We start from the raw sequence: 16,299 nt of genomic DNA on the forward strand, positions 1-16,299 counted from the left end.
ACTGAATATGCTATTTAGCAGCAAAAACAGACACTATTTCACCGCAACTTATTGAAGGGCTACTTGCACCAGTTCCGGGCGTCGTCCTCGAACTATTGGCGGATGACGGTCTTGTACGGTTCGAGCTTGCTCGAGGCGCTCCTCCTCGCGGGCGGGAGGGAACGCAGGCGCGGCGAGCGCCTAGCGCGCGAACTCCCGTAAGAGCGCGTCTTCCACTTCCCGAAGCGAAAGGGCCCCGTCTCCCTCGGCGGGACGGGTGACCACGATGCAGCGCGCTCCCACGTCGCGCGCGGCGGCAAGCTTCTCGGCCGTGCCGCCTACGGTTCCCGAGTCCTTGGTCACAAGCCACTGGGCTCCCACCTGCCGAAGCATCGCCTCGTTGAGCTCGCGGGTGAAGGGCCCCTGCATGCCGATGACGTGCGACGGCGAAAACCCCGCGTCGATGCACTTCGTTATAGCACCGGGCAGCGGGAGCACACGCACGAAGAAGCGCTCCGAGAAATCGGCGACGCGCGTATAGGGAGCAAGCTCCTTGCTCCCCGTCGTGAGAAGCGCGCGACCCGGGTTCTCGGAGAGAAAGCGCGCCGCGCAGGCGATCGACGCGACCGACACGACGCCTTTGGGCAGCGCCTCGACCGGGCGCGTAAGGCGCAGGCATCGTGCACCCACGGCGAGCGAAGCGGCCCGGATGTTGCCGCTTGCGAGCGTAGCGAAGGGGTGCGTGGCGTCGACGACGATGCGCGCGCCGGAAAGCTCACGCTCCATGTCGGCCTCGTCGAGCCTGCCCGCATGCACCTCGATGCCCGGAAGCTCGCCCAAAAGCTCGCCTCCGTACTCGGTTGCCGCGTAAGCACGGGCGGGGATGCCCGCCCCGCTCGCCCATTCGCACAGAAGGCGGCCCTCGGTGGTGCCGGCGAAGATGCGCAGCGCCGGCGCGGATGCGGGCGCCGTCACTTCGGGCCGCCTGGGCGCGTGATCTGGTAGAGCAGCGCGTTCATAATGGCGGCCGCCACGGTCGAGCCGCCCTTGCGACCCCTCGCGACGATGGCCGGCACGCGTCGCACGAGTAGCTCCTCTTTCGCCTCGACCACGTTCACAAACCCGACCGGCACCCCAACGACGAGCGCGGGCGCGATCTTCCCCGCGTCCATGAGCTCGGCGAGACGCAGAAGTGCTGTGGGAGCGTTACCGACGGCCACGATGAGCGGACCCTCGATGCCGCAAGCTTTGTCCATGCTCGCAACGGCGCGAGTCGTGCCCGCGGCGCGCGCAGCCGCGGCGACATCAGGGTCGGCCATATAGCACACGGTCTTGCAGCCGAGCTTCGCGAGCGCGGGCTTGCTTATGCCTGCGAGCGCCATGTTCGTGTCGGTGAGCACCGTGGCCCCTGCGTGCAGTGCGTCGAGCGCACAGTGCGCGGCGTCATGGGTGAACACGAGGGAATCGGCGTACGAGAAGTCAGCAGTGGTGTGGATGACGCGCTTCACGACGGGCTCTTCGAGCGGCGGGAACGTGCGGCCGCCGAGCTCTTCGGTGATGATCTCAAAGCTGCGCCGCTCGATGTCGCCGGGCGCCATCTCCTTGGAATCCATCTAGTACTCCACTCCTTCCCTTGCACATATCCCCTGCTCGTAGGGGTGTTTCTCGCACCGCATCTCGGTTATGTAGTCGGCCTTCTCCACGATCTTGCGGGAAGGCGCGCGCCCGGTGAGCGCTACTTCGACGCCGCGCGCGGACATATCGAGCGCGCGGTCCACGAGCGCCTCGTCGACAAGCCCCTTCGAAAGCGCGTCGAGCGCCTCGTCGAGCACGAGCAGCCCCTCCTGCGCGCCCTCGAGCTCGGCGAGCGCGGAAGCGAGGTTCCCATCGTGCAGCTCGCGCGTCGCGGCAAGTTCTTCCGACGTCATGGACCAGGTAAACTTGTCCGACGCCTTCCCCGCGAACACGGGCACGCCGAAATGCTCGGCGAGCAGGCGCACCTCCCCGCTTTCGCCGTCTTTCAGGAACTGCACGACGACGACGCGGCGGCCTGCGGCGAGCATGCGAAGGGCGAGGCCCATCGCCGCCGTGGTCTTGCCTTTGCCGTCGCCATGATACACGTGGATCATACGCCCTCCTCGATAATGCGGTAGACATACTCCATGTCGAGCGCCCCGCGCACGGAGTCGGCCAGGCGGTCGAACTCGCACGCACGGTGATCGGCCGCGGACGCCGCGCCCGCAGCACCCACGACGCTCTCGGGCAGGCCACGCATGCGCGCGAGCGAGCGCGCGAGGGCGAGCGCCACCCCCGGTTCGTCGAACAGGCCGTGGAGATAGGTTCCAAACACGTTTCCGCAGGCCGCGCCTTCTGGTTTGCCGCCAATCGTGCCCGCAGGGGCGCAGGAGACGATCGTTTCGCCGTCGTGGATCTCGTACCCGCGAGCCGTCATGCCGTTCCACACCGAGAACGCGCCTTGGGCGCCTGTGATGCGCAGCTCCGACTGGGCGAGGCGCTTTTCCTCCCTGAACACCGTACTTGCAGGGATGAGCCCGAGCCCGCGCGCGGTGCCAGCGCCTTCCCTGCCGTGCGGGTCGGAAAGCTCGTCACCCAAAAGCTGGTAGCCTCCGCATATGCCGAGCACCGGCGTGCCCGCACCCGAAAGCGCGCGTACACAGGCTCCGATGCCGCTAGCCGCAAGCCAGCGCGCGTCGTCGAGCGTGGTCTTCGAGCCGGGGAGCACCACTAGGTCGGGTCGGCCCAGATCGGTCGTCGAGGAAACGTAGCGCACGCCTACGCCGGGCACGCGCGAAAGCGGGTCGAAGTCGGTGAAGTTCGACAGATGCGGAAGGCGCACGACGGCGACATCGATGACGCCGCGCGCCTCGCGGGCAGATAGGCGCGGCGCGAGCGAGTCCTCGTCGTCCAGGTCGAGCGTAAGATACGGCACGACCCCCACGACGGGGGCCCCGCACATCTTCTCAAGCGGGGCCAAACCCGGGCGCAGGATTTCTACATCGCCGCGGAACTTATTTACTACAAGCCCCCGCAAAAGCGCGCGGTCCTCGGGCGCAAGGAGCGCGACCGTGCCGTAAAGCTGGGCAAACACCCCGCCTGGGTCGATGTCGCCCGCGAGCAGCACGGGGGAGGACACGGCGCGCGCGAGCCCCATGTTGACGATGTCGTTTTCGGCAAGGTTGATTTCGGCGGGGCTGCCGGCGCCCTCGATAACGATGACGTCGTTTTCCTCCGCGAGCGAATCGAACGCCTCCAAAATCTGCGGCATGAGCGCCTTCTTTCGCGCGAAGTAGTCCCTCGCAGCGAAGGCTCCCTGCTCCTTGCCGGCCACGATGAGCTGGCTTCGGTGGCCGCTTTCGGGCTTGAGCAGAATGGGGTTCATGCGCACGTCGGGCGCGATGCTGCACGCCTCGGCCTGCATGATCTGGGCGCGCCCCATCTCGAGCCCGTCGGCCGTGACACCGCTGTTGAGCGCCATGTTCTGGCTCTTGAAGGGAGCCACGCGCAGGCCGTCCTGCGAAAGCACACGGCACAGCCCCGCCGCAAGCAGGCTCTTCCCCGCGTTCGACATGGTGCCCTGGATCATGATGGGCTTGGCCCTACCCACGGGTATCGACCTCCTTCGTCGAGCCTCGGCCATACGCGCCCGCCATAGCGCCGCTGCAAGAAGCGCAGCCCCGTTCGTCGGGTTCGCCTTCGCCCGATGCGCCTTCCGCCCGAAGCGCGCGGCTGAACGCCATCGCAAGCCGGGCATTCTCCTTGCGCGTGCGCACCGCGACGCGGCACCAGAAACGGGACAGTACCGAAAACGAGTCGCACGTGCGGACCAAAACCCCCTGTTTATACAGGCGCTCGGGGATGTCTTTCGCCGGTGTGCGGACTAAAAGGAAGTTCGCATCCGACGGCACGACGGAAAGCCCGAGCGAGGAGAGCTCGTGGGAAAGCCACGCTCGCTCGCCCGCCAATACATCGCGCGTGCGCGAGACGTATTCGACGTCTTCCAGGGCGGCGATACCCGCGGCCTCGGCGACCGAGGAGACGGGCCACGCCTGCCCCGCCCGGCGAATGCCCTCGAGGAGTTGGGCGTTTCCGCTGATCAGATATCCTAACCGCAACCCCGCCATTCCGTAGAGCTTGGTGAACGCGGAGAGCACGGCCACATGGCGCGAACACGCGGCGCGTGCGGCCACGCTCCTTTCGCGGGCGTCGGGCGCAAATCCGAGGAAGCACTCGTCCACGACGAGCAGCGCGCCCACCTGCTCGCAGCGGCAAGCCGCGGCATCGATCACGCGGGGGTCGACGAGGCGCCCCGTCGGGTTGTTCGGATTGCAGAGGTACGCCACGTCTCCCGGCCCCTCGATCGCGCGGGCGAAGGAGGCGGGCACGTCGAAGTCGTCCGCTTCGGAGAGTGGGAACTCCTGCACGCATGCGCCGTAGTACGATGCCGCCTCCGCATATTCAGAGAACGTCGGCGCACACACGACGATGCGTTTCGGGCGCACCGCCGCGGCGAGCCGCCAGATGATGTCGGACGCGCCCGCGCCGCAGACGATAGTATCTTCGGGAATGCCCTGGGCGCGCGCTAGGGCGCGAACGAGGGCGAGGCTTTCCCTATCGGGGTAGGCGTCGATTCGAGAAAGCGCCTTGCAAGCTGCGGCGACGGCGCGTGGCGAGGGGCCTGCCGGATTCACGTTCACCGAGAAGTCAATGAGGTCGGAGGCGCCCCCTTCGCAAGCGATGCCGAGTGATTGCGCGCTGCCCCCATGCGTACGGGCGCGCAGGATTCCCCCGGCAGCCCGGGGCGCGGCGTGGTCTCCCCTCATGCCATCGCCCCCACGGCGAGCACGACCGCCGCGCGCGCGGCGCCGAAGACGACGAGCGCGCATACGGACGCGGCGAGCATGAGCCTTGTCGCCCGGGCGATGTCACCCCACTCGATTTCGCGGGACGCGTCGCCTATCGTCGGTTTCTCAACGAGCTTGCCGAAATACACCGCGGGTCCTGCCAGGCGCAGCCCGAGCGCGCCCGCGCACGCTGACTCGGTCTGTGCCGCGTTCGGGCTCGCATGGCGACGCCTGTCGCGGCGCCAGATGCGCGCCGCCCCGCGCGCGTCGAGCCCGACGATCGGGCACACGGCGATCATGAGCAGGGCCGATAAGCGCGAGGGAATCCAGTTCACCGCATCGTCGAGGCGCGCCGAGGCACAGCCGAAGTCGATGTAGCGCTCGTTTTTGTAGCCCACCATGCTGTCGAGCGTGTTCACCGCCTTGTACGCCATACCCAAGGGCGCACCCCCGATCATAAGGTAGAAAAGCGGCGCGATGACGCCGTCGCTCGCGTTCTCCGCCACCGTTTCCACGGCGGCGCGCGCGACGCCCTGCTCGTCGAGAACAGACGTGTCGCGTCCCACGATGAGCCCGACGGCTTCGCGCGCCGCGACAAGGCCACCCTTCGAGAACGCGCGGGCCACGGCCAGGCTCTGGCGGCGCAGCTCGCATGCCGCGAGAATCTGATAGCTCGCCCAAGCCTCGGCCACGAAGCGCAAGCCGGGGTGAACCATGCCGCAAAGATGCAGGATTCCCCAGGTCAAAAGCCCACACGCAAGCGGAAGCGCCACAGCGAGCACAAGCCCTGCGGCGCGCGTGCCCGCGGACGTTTGCGGGAATGCGCCCCGCAGGCGGCCTTCGGCCCACGTGATCGCGCGCCCCATGGCGACGACGGGATGGGGAAGCCAGCGCGGGTCGCCGAAGGCAAGGTCGGCCGCGAACCCGGCGGCGACGGCAAGAATCGTCATCACCGGGCATCGCCCCCCGAAGCGGGGCGAACGTCGCGAAGGCAGCGCCCATCCCAGGTGGCAGCCCATGCGCCGCCCGGCTCGGTATGCACGTCGAAGTATCCCATTTTCGGGACAGCTAGCTCGGAGAGCAGCGCTTTCACGGTACCCGCGTGAACGACGAAGACGGCGCGCCCACTCCCCTGGGCGCGCTCCGATTTGCACGCCTCCCGAAACGCCGCGACGACGCGGCGGGTGAAATCGCTCTTGCCCTCGCCATGCGGGCAGCGCGTCTCGCACCAGGAGTCTACCCAGGCGCGGTAGCGCGCATCCTCTTTAAGCTCGGCGGCGCTTCGCCCCTCGAAGTCGCCGAAATCCATCTCGCGCAAACCGGGGCACGCCATAAGCTCCGCGTTCGGGAAGAGGATGCGCGCCGTCTGGTCGGTGCGGGCCATGCCGCTCGTGATAACACGGAACACGTCACGATCGCACGCGAGGTCGCGCAAAGCGCGCTCGCCCGCGCTCGACAGGGACTCGTCGGCGCCCGCCCCACTGTAGCGATGGTCTTCCGTGCCCGCCGTGGCACCATGGCGCACGAAAACGACTTCCAAAGGCGCGCCCGCGCCCTGCGTCCCTCGAGGCGCATCGGCAAGGTTTCCTTTGATAACCTGGGGGATCCCGCACGTCATGCGCACGACGACGTCGGCGCGCGCAGCGAGCGCGCATCCCAGGCGCCCCGCGCGCTCGCGCCATTGGGCGTCTTCCGCACGCATGGGGACGACCCCCGAGCCGACCAAGGGCAGAATCACTGCGTCGAAGCCGATCAGCCGCTCGAGCGCCCGGTCAGCGTCGAGCGCGCGTACGAGTTCCTCAGCACGGTACGCGACACGGCCGGCAAAAGCCGCGGGCACGCCGCCCTCCGCAAGCTGAGCCGCGTCGACGAAATTGTCCGCCGCGAACCCGAGCTTTTCGCGCACGAAAGTCCTCTTCCCCGAATGCGCGCCACCTACCACGAGCATCATAGGAGCATGCCCCCCGTCACCAGCATGGCAAGCATCGCGAGCTCGGCCCATTGCAGAAACCATCCGGCCAAATCCCCCGTCACCCCGCCGAAGCGGGACAGGGCAACATGGCGGTACCACGCGAGCGCCAAAAGCCCCGCCACCGCCATAAGGGCGCCGACGGCCTGAGCGCACGCGACCATCCCTGCAGCCGAAGCCGCAGCGAAAGCGCAAAGCGGCACAACGATCGCCGCGCGCTTCTTCGAAGGCGAGAGCCCCGCGGCCATGCCGTCCGCCCGCGCGGCAGGCCAGCATTCAACGGCGAGCCCCGAAAGCGCGCGGGAGAACACGAGCGAGCACAGAAGCGCAAGGAACGTCCCCGCCGTAAGCGGCAGCGCGGTGAACAGGGAAAACTGCAGAATAAGGTACACGACAACACCGATGACCCCGAAGGCGCCCGCCCGCGGGTCGTGCATGATCTCGAGCTTTCGCTCGCGTGGGGCCCAACTTGCAAGCGCATCGGAGGTGTCGCAGAGCCCGTCTAGGTGGATGCCTCCCGTCACCGCCACAGGCAGCGCCACGAGCACAGCCGCGACGATGGTCGCGGGCACGCCGAACAGGTTCGCCATGTACCCCCACGCCGTCATGAGGAAGCCTTCCGCAACGCCCACCAGGGGAAACGCGGCAAGCGCATGGGTTGATCCGAAATCGGTCCAGGTCGATTTCGGGACGGGGATGCGCGAGAACGTTCCGAACGCCGCGCCGATTGCCTCTGCTATCTTCACCTTGTAGGCCCTTCGCCTTTCATCCACACGGGAATCCCGCACACCACTTCGACTGCGCGGTCGGCCAGCGCCGCCACGCCCGCGTTCACGCGCGCAAGCGCGCGCCTCCATGCCTCGGTCCCCTCATCGTAGCGCATCCCATCGGCGAACACGTCGACGGAGACCACCACCGTATACGCAGCGGCCTGAGCGAGCCGTTCGATGCCTCCGAGCACCTCGCGCGCCGCAGCGTCGGGGTCACGTGGGGACAAGCCGCCTTCCGCGAAAAGCTCGTTCGCAACCAGGTTGCCCACGTCCTCCAAAAGAAGCGTGCAGCCGCGCGGAAGCCCGGACACTGCGGCGCCCACGTCACGCGTGCGCTCGAGGGTGGAAAACCCCTTGCCCTCGCGCAGCGCCCGATGGCGCGCGATGCGGCGGGCGCCCTCTTCCCCGAAGGGCTCCATCGTTGCCAGGTACACGCGGGGTCCGTCGTGCCCGAGGCACAGGGACTCGGCGTAGGCGCTCTTGCCGCTCGCGGCGGCGCCGATGACGAGCGTTACCGTCATTTCCCGGCCTCGAAATGCTCGTAAGCAGCCATGCCAGTCGCCGTGAACGTCTTCCCATCCCGGTACACGCGCAGCGCCGAATCCAGAAGGGGCAGATACGCCATGGCGCCCGCGCCCTCGCCCAAGTGCATGCCTGCGTCGAGGGGTGCCTTTATGCCGAGCTCGCGAAGGAGCTCCTGGCTTGCGGGTTCGCTTGATGTGTGGGTGCCCACGAGGTAACCCAAGGCGTTGGGGCACAGGCGCGCCGCGCACAGGGCCGCCGTGCAGGATATGACCCCGTCGAGGAGCGCCGGCGCCTTCGAGGCCGCGGCCCCCAGGTAGAAACCGCACATCGCCGCGATGTCGAAGCCGCCCACCTTCGAGAGCACGTCGATCGGGTCGGCGGGATCGGGCGAGTTCGCGTCGATAGCGCGCTCGACCACGTCGCGCTTGCGCGCGAGCGAGGCGTCCGAGAGCCCCGCGCCGCGCCCGACGAGACTCCGCGCGTCCGTCCGGAGGAGCACTGCGGCCACCGCCGCCGAGGTGGTCGTGTTGCCGATGCCCATCTCGCCCGCGGCGAGAAGGCGCACGCCGGCGCGGGCAAGCCCGCACGCGACGGCGATTCCGACCTCGATCGCGCGCACGGCCCCATCGCGAGACATAGCGGGGCCGTACGCGATGTTGCCGCTCCCCCGCCGCACGTTCGCGCGCACCATGCGCGCGTCTTCTATGCCCCAGGCCATACCCACGTCGACGGGCACGACCTCGGCACCCGCGAACGCCGCCATGCGGCAGGCGCTCGTGGCCCCCTCGCACATGTTGCGCGCGACGACTCGCGTCACGTCTTGCCCGCTTTGCGACACGCCTTCGGCAACGACCCCGTTGTCGGAGAAGAATACCGCGAGCGCACGGGGAAACTCGACTACCTCGGCGCTCCCCTGAGCTGCGGCGATACACGCGACGGCGTCTTCAAAGTCGCCCAATCCCCCCAAGGGGTGCGCGATGGAGTCCCACGCGGCGTACGCGGCGGCGCGGGCGCACTCGTCTGCGGGCGCAATCCGGGAGAGCGCGGCTTCGAGCACGGCGCCCGGCGCCGACGAGAACGCGCGCTCGACTTCCTCGCGGATGCAGGCAAGCGCGGTTTCGGTTGCTTCAGCCATGCCGTCTCCTCTCTGCGAACGACGCTGCGGCAGACGCGAACGCGCGCGCAACGTCGGGGTTCGCAGGATAGTACACATGCGGGAAGCCCGCAACCAGGGACGGGGTGGTCGTCATGCACGGCCAGCCCTTGTCGCGCCGGGGCTTCTGCGCCCAGAAGTCGCCGCCCGGGCAGGTGGACTGCCAGTAGTGGAACTCGTGCGCGCGGATGCGTGTGCCGCGCGGCCCGTAGAGCCCGTCGCGTTGAGAAGTGAGCTCCACGTACCCGAAATGGGACAGCCTTCCCCCGTTCTCGCTTACGCCCTCAAGGGCGCCCGCAACAGGCCAGCGCCGCCCCTCGCTATCGGCGATTTCGCGCTGCAGATACAGAAACCCACCGCATTCGGCGACCGTCGGCATGCCAGATTCCACCGCGCGCCGCACCGCCTCGCGCATCGGCGCGTTCTCGGAGAGCTGCCGCGCATAGAGCTCCGGGTAGCCGCCCCCCAGATAGAGGGCGCTTGTCCCCCGGGGCAACTCGCTATCACACAGGGGGCTGAAAAAGGCCAGCTCGCAACCCAGGTCCTCGAGCGCGCGCAGGTTCTCCTCGTAGTAAAACGAGAACGCCTCGTCACGCGCGACGGCGACGATGGGCCGCGCTCCCGCGATCGGCTCCAACCGATAAGGTTCCTCGCAGATATCGGGTGCCGTCGCCGCTATTTCAAGCAAGCGGTCGACGTTGACGCTCTTTTCCACCAGCTCGGCCATCTTGTCGATGCGCGCGGAGAGCTGCTTGACTTCGTCGGCGGTCACAAGCCCCAGATGCCGGCTTTCGAGCGAGAACGCCTCGTCGGCGGGAATATTACCCAAAACCGCGACGCCCGTGTGCTTCTCGATCGCAGGCGCCGCGTAGGCGCAGGCAGCGGCGCTCGTCTTGTTCAGCACGACGCCGCGCACGTTCGCACAAGGCAGGAACTCGGCGATGCCGCGGATTACGGCGGCGAGCGATAAAGACGCCCCGCGCCCGTTCACCACTAAAACGACCGGCGTTTCCGTGTCGCGCGCAACCTGGTAGCTGCTCGCGTCGGCCACGCCGGGCGCCATGCCGTCGTAGAAGCCCATGACCCCCTCGAGCACCGCGACATCCGCGCCCGCGGCGCCGCGTGCGAGCAGGGCGCGCAGCGTCGGGGCGTCGGTGAAGAAGCCGTCTAAGTTGCCCGAGCGCGCACCCACGACGCGGCGATGAAAGAGCGGGTCAATGTAGTCGGGGCCGCATTTGAAGGCCGCGCATGCAAGGCCGCGGCGCGCGAACGCGCGCAGGAGCGCGCACGTTACGACCGTCTTGCCGCTCCCACTCGAGGGCGCAGCGACCATGAAGCGCGGGATGGACGTGCTCACCGGGCGCCGCCTTCCCCACCTGCACCACGCGCGCTGACGAGGAACACGGGGTTTTGCGCCTTCATAAGATGGTGCGAGCCTACAGCCTCGGCGCGGGCGGCCGACACCTGGCACGCCTCGAACCCCTTAAAGCGCGAACCCGAGAGGAGCGCGCACGCCTCGGTGAGCGTCTCAACAGTGACGCATGGCACGCACAGGCGAACCTGCGAGTTCTTCTCGAGCGCTGCCTCCACGATGGAGGGAAGCTCGCCCGCGCTCCCGCCGACGAACACAGCGTCGGGAACGGGCAGTTTCGCGAGCGCTTCGGGGGCGACACCGGGGACCGCATGCACGTTGCCGCACCCGAATGCATCCGCGTTCTCTCGGATGAGCCGCACGCCGGCCGCGTTGCGCTCGACCGCCCATACCGACCCCGCTCGCGCGACGAGCGCCGCCTCGATCGACACGCTCCCCGTGCCGGCTCCGACGTCCCACACGGTGTCGGTAGCGGTAAGGCGCAGCTTCGCGAGCGCGACTGCGCGCACCTCCTGCTTGGTCATGGGAACGTCGCCGCGGATGAAGAGCTCGTCGGGAATGCCCGAGGAAGCGTACGGCCAGCGGGAACTCGCGGCGCGGGATGCGAACTCGATAAGCATCACGTTCAAGTCGTCGAACGTCTGACCTGCGATTTCACTTGCGGTCGCGCAGGTGATGCGCTCGTCGGGGTACGACAGGCGCTCGGCCACCGTCACGCGCGCATCCCCGAAGCCCGCCTGCACAAGCTCGCCCGAAAGCCGCGAGGGGTCTTCCCCGCCCGACGTGACGAGAAAGAGCTCACCTGCGCGCTCGGCCTCGGCCACGATGTCGCACGCCACGCCGTGAGCGCTCGCGAAGCGCCAATCCTGCCATGGACGCGCGAGGCGCGCGGCGAGATAAGACGCTGAGCTTATGCCGGGAACGACGCGCACGTCCACCTGCGCGTCGCCGGAGAGCGCCTCCACCAGGCGGCGCGCGCCGCTGAACAGCCCCACATCGCCCGTCATCACGACCACGGCGCGCCGCCACGACGCCGCATCGGTGAGCGCGGCGACGATGTCCGCCGTCTTCACGAGCTCGCATCTCACCACGTCGGGCGGCACGTCGATGCCGGCAAGCGCGCGATGAGCGCCGATGACCACGTCGGCGAAGTCGATAGCGTCGAGCGCCGCGCGCGAGAGCAAGTCGGGGTTTCCGGGCCCCGCCCCGATGATCGTTACCTTTCGCATGGAATCTCCCGATACCCGCGCGGCGTGACCATACGGCCGCCTACGAGCTTCGTGTTCGCGTTGCCGACGAACACGGTGGTGAACATGTCGGCGTCGATCTCCCCCAGCTCAGAGAGCCTACACATGCCCGACTGCTGCCCCTCGCGCCCGATGTTGCGTACCCAGCCGCAGAGCGTGTCGGGGGCCTTCCATTCGAGCATAATCTTCGCCGCGCGTGAGAGCCTGTCGGCGCGCTTTCTGCTGCGCGGGTTGTACAAACAGATGCAGAAGTCGGCGCTCGCCACGGCGGCGAGCCTGCGCTCGATGACCTCCCATGGCGTGAGCAGGTCGGAGAGCGACACGACCGCGAAGTCGTGGGCAAGCGGGGCGCCGAGCACCGCCGACCCGCTCTGAGCCGCGGTGGCCCCGGCGATAACTTCCACGTCTACATCGGGGTAGTCCTCCGCAAGCTCCAGCACGGGGCTCGCCATGCCGTACACGCCCGCGTCACCGCTGCACACGAGCGCCACGGCTTCTCCGCTCTGCGCGCGCGAAAGCGCCAGGCGGCATCGTTCGACCTCGTGCATCATCGGCGTCGCGAGATGCGCCGCGTCGGGCACGGCGGCGAGCGCGAGCTCCACGTATTTCGTGTACCCAACAACGATGTCGGCCGCCTCGAGCGCGCGCCGAGCCGCAATCGTCATGCCGTCGGGGCCGCCCGGGCCGATCCCCACCACGAAGAGCTTTCCCATCACCGCTCCTTAAACGAAAGTTCGATAGATACTTTGGAAAACGCGACGGTCACGCCGCCGTGAGCGAGCTTCGGGAAGATAAGTTTGCCCCCGCCCGCGAGCGCCGCGCGCTCGCACACATTGTCGACCCCCACCGTCGCGCGCACGAAATCAGATGGCGAAACGCTGCCTTCGACCTGCGACAACTCCTCTGCGGAATACGTCGCAAGCGGGATATTGCGCGCGCGGCAGAAGGCGAGCAGACCCTCCTCGTGCGCCTTCACGTCGATCGTCGCCGCCTCGCGCACGGCCGAAGGCGAGATACCCACCTGCCCGCACGCGAGAAGAAACGCCTCCTCGATCGCTTCGGCGCACGCACCGCGACGGCACCCTATGCCCGCAACGATGCAGGGCACGACAAGGCGAAGCGGCTCGGGCGCAGGCGCCTGCGCCCGCACGCCCGCCGGCTTCCCCGTCTCACCGGCGGGCACGACCTCGCCCGTTGTCTCCGCCGCGCGAACGGACGCACCTGCATTCGCGCCAGCGAACGGCGACACGACGATATCGGCCCGAGCGCGGTCGGACGCAATGTCAACCCCCTCAGGAGGCTGTCCCGAAATCGGCATGTCGGAATAGAGCGCCACGCGCCCGCCCGAAAGCAGCCGCGCCGACACTCGCTTGATAGCCTCGGGATTCGAAACGACGAGCCCCGCACAGCGCGCCCACGTATCCACCGCCCACACGCCGCGGACGTCGGTCGCCGTGGTGATGACGGGGATGGCCCCTGCCGCGCGTGCCACAGTTTGCGCAAGCTCGTTCGCACCGCCCAAATGCCCCGACAAAAGCGGGACGGCAAAGCGCCCAGCCTCGTCGATCACCACAACCGCGGAATCGGTTGCCTTCGAGGCGACATGCGGCGCGATCGCCCGCACGGCGATGCCCGCCGCGCCCACGAACAGAAGCGCGTCCGACGCTTCCCACGCGAGCGCCGTCCATGCGCGCAGGTCGGCCTTCCCCTCACCGAACCCGCGCGAAACGGAAACGTACCAGCCAGGGTCATCTTCACCTGTCTGCGCGTAATCGGAAAGCGCGCGTGCGGTGCGCTCCGCCAACGCATACCCCCTCTCAGTGAACGCTATGCAGGAAATCCTCATCTAGCACACCACCATCGTCGAGAAGTAGCTGCCCCGATCGGGCATATCGTCGAGCGAGCGGTACACGCGCTCGCCCGGAAGCCCACAGTCCTCTACGAGCTCGGCACCGTCGAAGGCGCCCTCCTCGCGAAGGATGCGCTTCGTGTCCTCAAGCGAGCGGCGCGCCTTCATGACCACCTTCGTCCCCGGCCAGCCGATTGCGCGGCGCACCCCGCACAGCACGCCTTTACTCATACGTCGCCCCCAATTCCCCGATAACTGCATCGGCGCCCGACGTGCGGAAAAGCTCGCGGCGCTCGGCGTCGAACACGACCGCGGCGATGTCGCATGCGCCCGCCGCGCGACGGCGCAACCTGTCCTCGATTGCCGTAGCGAGCGAGGCGCGCGCAGCGTCCCCCACGCCGGCGGCCTCGATTACCTCGAGTGCCGCCGTGGTCGTGACGGACGTCATGATCTCGCGCACGGTCTTCGCGCCCGCGCCGGCCATGGCCGCGTGCGCGGCCAGAATCTCCGCGCGGCAGTCGGCGGTACGCGAATGGGTGTCCATGATGCCGCCCGCGACCTTCACCAACTTGCCGATGTGTCCCACAAGAAGGACATTGGTAAATCCCTCGCGAATGCAGCAATCAATCGCGTCGCCCACAAAGTTGGAGATGAAGACCACCGGCGCACCGTTTAGGTGGAAATGCCCCGAGATGAACTGCCCGCCGTAGTTGCCGGGCGTGAGCACGACTCCGCGCCGCCCCATAGCCGCATGCTGCCGAATCTCGAGCTCGATGCTGTCACGCAAGGCAGCGAGGCTGCGCGGCTCGACGATGCCCGTCGTTCCCAGGATGGAGATGCCGTCCTCTATCCCCAGGTGCGGGTTGAAGGTCTTTTCGGCATGGGCCACACCCTCGGGTACCGAAATCGTCACAGCAATGTTTCCAGAAAAGCCGTGCGCGGCGCACACCTCACGCACCGCCGAAGTAATCATCGCGCGCGGCGTCGCGTTGATGGCGGCCGCCCCCACCGGCTGCTCGAGCCCGGGCAACGTCACGCGCCCCACGCCCACGCCGCCATCGACGGAAACTTCCGATTCGTGCGCGGGCACGTCCTTGCTGCCCGCAGTACCCGTGCCCGACCCCGCATGTTCCACGCGCGCGTACACGAGCACGCCGTCGGTCACATCGGCGTCGTCGCCTGCATCCTTTCGCACGGCGCACTGGGAGCACCCCTCGCCGATGTATGCATCGACCACATCCGTCTCGACGGGCAGCCCGCCGGGGGTGACGATCGACACGCGGCCGACGGGCTTTCGTGACAAGAGCATCTCGCAGGCCGCCTTCGCCGCGAGCGCGGCGCAACTCCCCGTGGTATAGCCGCAGCGCAGGCGGGTCGTCCCGGTATATATGTAGTGCTCGAAGGCCACGCTAGCTGCTCGCCTTCCGATACCCCGTGGCAAACGAAGGGTCGTAAAGCTTGCTGCGCTCGTACGACTCCGCTTGCGCGCCGTCGTGCGCAAGCCCGCCGCGAGCTCCGAGCACGCGGCCCACCACCACGAGCGCCGTGCGGTCGATGCCCTCTCGCGCGCCCGCATCGGCGAGCGTGCCCACTGTGCATCGCACCACGCGCTCCTCAGGCCAGGTCGCCTTGTACACGAGCGCCGCCGGCTCGTCGGAGCTGCGGCCCGCGGCCAAAAGCTCGGCGGAAAGCTCGGCGAGCATACCCGAGCTCAGGAAGATGACCATAGTCGAGCCGCTTTCCGCCATGGTGCGCATGCCCTCGCCCGCGGGCATGGGGGTGCGCCCGGAAAGCCGCGTGATCACGACCGACTGGCTGATTCCCGGCAGCGTGTATTCCTGGCGAAGCGCCGCCGCGGCACCGCAAAAGCTCGACACGCCGGGCACCACCTCGTAGTCCACGCCGCGCGCGTCGAGTGCGTCCATCTGCTCCTGGATGGCGCCGTATAGGCACGGGTCACCCGTGTGCAGGCGCACCACTTCCTCGCCCCGCGCATCCGCCGCACACATCACGTCGAGCACTTCCTCCAAGGTCATGTGCGCGCTGTCGTAGACGACGCAGGATTCCTTGCAATCGGCGAGCAGCTCGGGGTTCACAAGGCTCCCCGCCCAAACGACCACGTCGGCCGCGCGCAGAAGGCGCGCCCCGCGCAGCGTGATAAGGTCGGCGGCGCCCGAGCCTGCGCCAACGATATGAATCATCCGAGCCTTCCCTTCCCGTTTCTCATCGCAACCGTTTACGCCGCCCTTCGCACAGCGGGCAAAACACGGCGCCCGCAGCGGCAATCGGCGCAAATACGCAGGCAGGAGGCGCAATGCCGCCCGCCCTGGCTTTGACACGTTCACAAGTGCCCACTATCATAGTAAAAGTTTCGGCAACGAGCATATGACAATCGGATAAAAGGAAATGACCGGCGCGGCGCCCGCACAGCCCGCGCTGGCTTGCGAAGGGAACCAGGTGGGAATCCTGGGCAAGGGACATTACTGTATAGGACGCGCGGGCGAACTGCCTCGCGCCCCAAGCCAGACTGCTTCGCCTTTTCCTCACGGCATCGCCGTGGCGTTAGCTCCTTG

Annotated in this window: 17 protein-coding genes; all 17 read right to left on the reverse strand. The window is 67.9% G+C overall.

The genetic code is table 11. The features are described from left to right. Positions 1 to 180: 180 nt before the first annotated feature. Genes cobK through cobM form a run of 17 tightly spaced genes read right to left on the reverse strand, consistent with a single transcriptional unit; the run spans position 181 to position 15,927 of the window. Positions 181 to 954 (reverse strand): precorrin-6A reductase, encoded by a 774-nt coding sequence (gene cobK, locus AB5Z14_RS03200; protein WP_368130244.1) that lies wholly within the window; start codon positions 952 to 954, stop codon positions 181 to 183. Continuing rightward, the gene (locus AB5Z14_RS03205; RefSeq protein ID WP_368130245.1) at positions 951 to 1,592 is read right to left on the reverse strand and encodes a precorrin-8X methylmutase; all 642 of its coding nucleotides are present in this window, start codon (positions 1,590 to 1,592) and stop codon (positions 951 to 953) included. Before AB5Z14_RS03205 ends, cobK begins: the two co-directional genes overlap by 4 nt. Next, entirely contained in the window at positions 1,593 to 2,108 is a 516-nt protein-coding gene (locus AB5Z14_RS03210; protein WP_117839768.1) for a cob(I)yrinic acid a,c-diamide adenosyltransferase, read from the reverse strand. Then, the gene (locus tag AB5Z14_RS03215) at positions 2,105 to 3,604 is read right to left on the reverse strand and encodes a cobyric acid synthase (RefSeq protein WP_368130246.1); all 1,500 of its coding nucleotides are present in this window, start codon (positions 3,602 to 3,604) and stop codon (positions 2,105 to 2,107) included. The genes AB5Z14_RS03210 and AB5Z14_RS03215 overlap by 4 nt, the downstream gene beginning before the upstream one ends. Beyond that, positions 3,597 to 4,820, reverse strand: a complete 1,224-nt coding sequence (locus AB5Z14_RS03220) for a pyridoxal phosphate-dependent aminotransferase (protein WP_368130247.1) — start codon at positions 4,818 to 4,820, stop codon at positions 3,597 to 3,599. The genes AB5Z14_RS03215 and AB5Z14_RS03220 overlap by 8 nt, the downstream gene beginning before the upstream one ends. Beyond that, a complete protein-coding gene (gene cbiB, locus AB5Z14_RS03225; protein ID WP_368130248.1) occupies positions 4,817 to 5,791 on the reverse strand; it encodes an adenosylcobinamide-phosphate synthase CbiB in 975 nt (324 codons plus the stop codon). Before cbiB ends, AB5Z14_RS03220 begins: the two co-directional genes overlap by 4 nt. Then, positions 5,791 to 6,747 (reverse strand): histidine phosphatase family protein, encoded by a 957-nt coding sequence (locus tag AB5Z14_RS03230; RefSeq protein WP_368130249.1) that lies wholly within the window; start codon positions 6,745 to 6,747, stop codon positions 5,791 to 5,793. Before AB5Z14_RS03230 ends, cbiB begins: the two co-directional genes overlap by 1 nt. Positions 6,748 to 6,788: 41 nt before the next feature. Further along, entirely contained in the window at positions 6,789 to 7,556 is a 768-nt protein-coding gene (locus AB5Z14_RS03235; protein ID WP_368130250.1) for an adenosylcobinamide-GDP ribazoletransferase, read from the reverse strand. Beyond that, positions 7,553 to 8,101, reverse strand: a complete 549-nt coding sequence (locus AB5Z14_RS03240) for a bifunctional adenosylcobinamide kinase/adenosylcobinamide-phosphate guanylyltransferase (protein ID WP_271758327.1) — start codon at positions 8,099 to 8,101, stop codon at positions 7,553 to 7,555. The genes AB5Z14_RS03235 and AB5Z14_RS03240 overlap by 4 nt, the downstream gene beginning before the upstream one ends. Then, positions 8,098 to 9,240, reverse strand: coding sequence for a nicotinate-nucleotide--dimethylbenzimidazole phosphoribosyltransferase (gene cobT / locus AB5Z14_RS03245; protein ID WP_195621299.1), 1,143 nt, complete (start codon positions 9,238 to 9,240; stop codon positions 8,098 to 8,100). The genes AB5Z14_RS03240 and cobT overlap by 4 nt, the downstream gene beginning before the upstream one ends. Continuing rightward, entirely contained in the window at positions 9,233 to 10,615 is a 1,383-nt protein-coding gene (locus tag AB5Z14_RS03250; RefSeq protein ID WP_368130251.1) for a cobyrinic acid a,c-diamide synthase CobB, read from the reverse strand. Before AB5Z14_RS03250 ends, cobT begins: the two co-directional genes overlap by 8 nt. Then, positions 10,612 to 11,859 (reverse strand): precorrin-6y C5,15-methyltransferase (decarboxylating) subunit CbiE, encoded by a 1,248-nt coding sequence (cbiE, locus tag AB5Z14_RS03255; RefSeq protein WP_349074228.1) that lies wholly within the window; start codon positions 11,857 to 11,859, stop codon positions 10,612 to 10,614. Before cbiE ends, AB5Z14_RS03250 begins: the two co-directional genes overlap by 4 nt. Further along, a complete protein-coding gene (gene cobJ / locus AB5Z14_RS03260; RefSeq protein ID WP_035138228.1) occupies positions 11,847 to 12,590 on the reverse strand; it encodes a precorrin-3B C(17)-methyltransferase in 744 nt (247 codons plus the stop codon). The genes cbiE and cobJ overlap by 13 nt, the downstream gene beginning before the upstream one ends. Further along, positions 12,590 to 13,681, reverse strand: a complete 1,092-nt coding sequence (locus AB5Z14_RS03265) for a cobalt-precorrin 5A hydrolase (RefSeq protein ID WP_368130253.1) — start codon at positions 13,679 to 13,681, stop codon at positions 12,590 to 12,592. The genes cobJ and AB5Z14_RS03265 overlap by 1 nt, the downstream gene beginning before the upstream one ends. A gap of 42 nt (positions 13,682 to 13,723) precedes the next feature. Further along, positions 13,724 to 13,957 carry an SAM-dependent methyltransferase gene (locus AB5Z14_RS03270; RefSeq protein WP_368130254.1) on the reverse strand — a complete coding sequence of 78 codons (234 nt, stop codon included), beginning with the start codon at positions 13,955 to 13,957 and terminating at the stop codon, positions 13,724 to 13,726. Further along, the gene (gene cbiD / locus AB5Z14_RS03275) at positions 13,950 to 15,134 is read right to left on the reverse strand and encodes a cobalt-precorrin-5B (C(1))-methyltransferase CbiD (RefSeq protein WP_368130256.1); all 1,185 of its coding nucleotides are present in this window, start codon (positions 15,132 to 15,134) and stop codon (positions 13,950 to 13,952) included. Before cbiD ends, AB5Z14_RS03270 begins: the two co-directional genes overlap by 8 nt. Position 15,135: 1 nt before the next feature. Beyond that, a complete protein-coding gene (gene cobM / locus AB5Z14_RS03280) occupies positions 15,136 to 15,927 on the reverse strand; it encodes a precorrin-4 C(11)-methyltransferase (RefSeq protein WP_161115658.1) in 792 nt (263 codons plus the stop codon). Positions 15,928 to 16,299 lie beyond the last annotated feature (372 nt).

The sequence above is a fragment of the Collinsella aerofaciens genome (genome assembly GCF_040910265.1).
In the GTDB taxonomy this organism is placed as follows: domain Bacteria; phylum Actinomycetota; class Coriobacteriia; order Coriobacteriales; family Coriobacteriaceae; genus Collinsella; species Collinsella aerofaciens_BK.

Excerpts from the sequence above, each read along its gene's own strand:
- cobM (WP_161115658.1), bottom strand. The coding sequence starts at position 15,927 with ATGATTCATATCGTTGGCGCAGGCTCGGGCGCCGCCGACCTTATCACG.
- AB5Z14_RS03205 (WP_368130245.1), bottom strand. The coding sequence starts at position 1,592 with ATGGATTCCAAGGAGATGGCGCCCGGCGACATCGAGCGGCGCAGCTTT.
- AB5Z14_RS03210 (WP_117839768.1), bottom strand. The coding sequence starts at position 2,108 with ATGATCCACGTGTATCATGGCGACGGCAAAGGCAAGACCACGGCGGCG.
- AB5Z14_RS03270 (WP_368130254.1), bottom strand. The coding sequence starts at position 13,957 with ATGAGTAAAGGCGTGCTGTGCGGGGTGCGCCGCGCAATCGGCTGGCCG.
- AB5Z14_RS03220 (WP_368130247.1), bottom strand. The coding sequence starts at position 4,820 with ATGAGGGGAGACCACGCCGCGCCCCGGGCTGCCGGGGGAATCCTGCGC.
- cobJ (WP_035138228.1), bottom strand. The coding sequence starts at position 12,590 with ATGGGAAAGCTCTTCGTGGTGGGGATCGGCCCGGGCGGCCCCGACGGC.
- cbiB (WP_368130248.1), bottom strand. The coding sequence starts at position 5,791 with ATGACGATTCTTGCCGTCGCCGCCGGGTTCGCGGCCGACCTTGCCTTC.
- AB5Z14_RS03240 (WP_271758327.1), bottom strand. The coding sequence starts at position 8,101 with ATGACGGTAACGCTCGTCATCGGCGCCGCCGCGAGCGGCAAGAGCGCC.
- cobT (WP_195621299.1), bottom strand. The coding sequence starts at position 9,240 with ATGGCTGAAGCAACCGAAACCGCGCTTGCCTGCATCCGCGAGGAAGTC.
- cbiE (WP_349074228.1), bottom strand. The coding sequence starts at position 11,859 with ATGCGAAAGGTAACGATCATCGGGGCGGGGCCCGGAAACCCCGACTTG.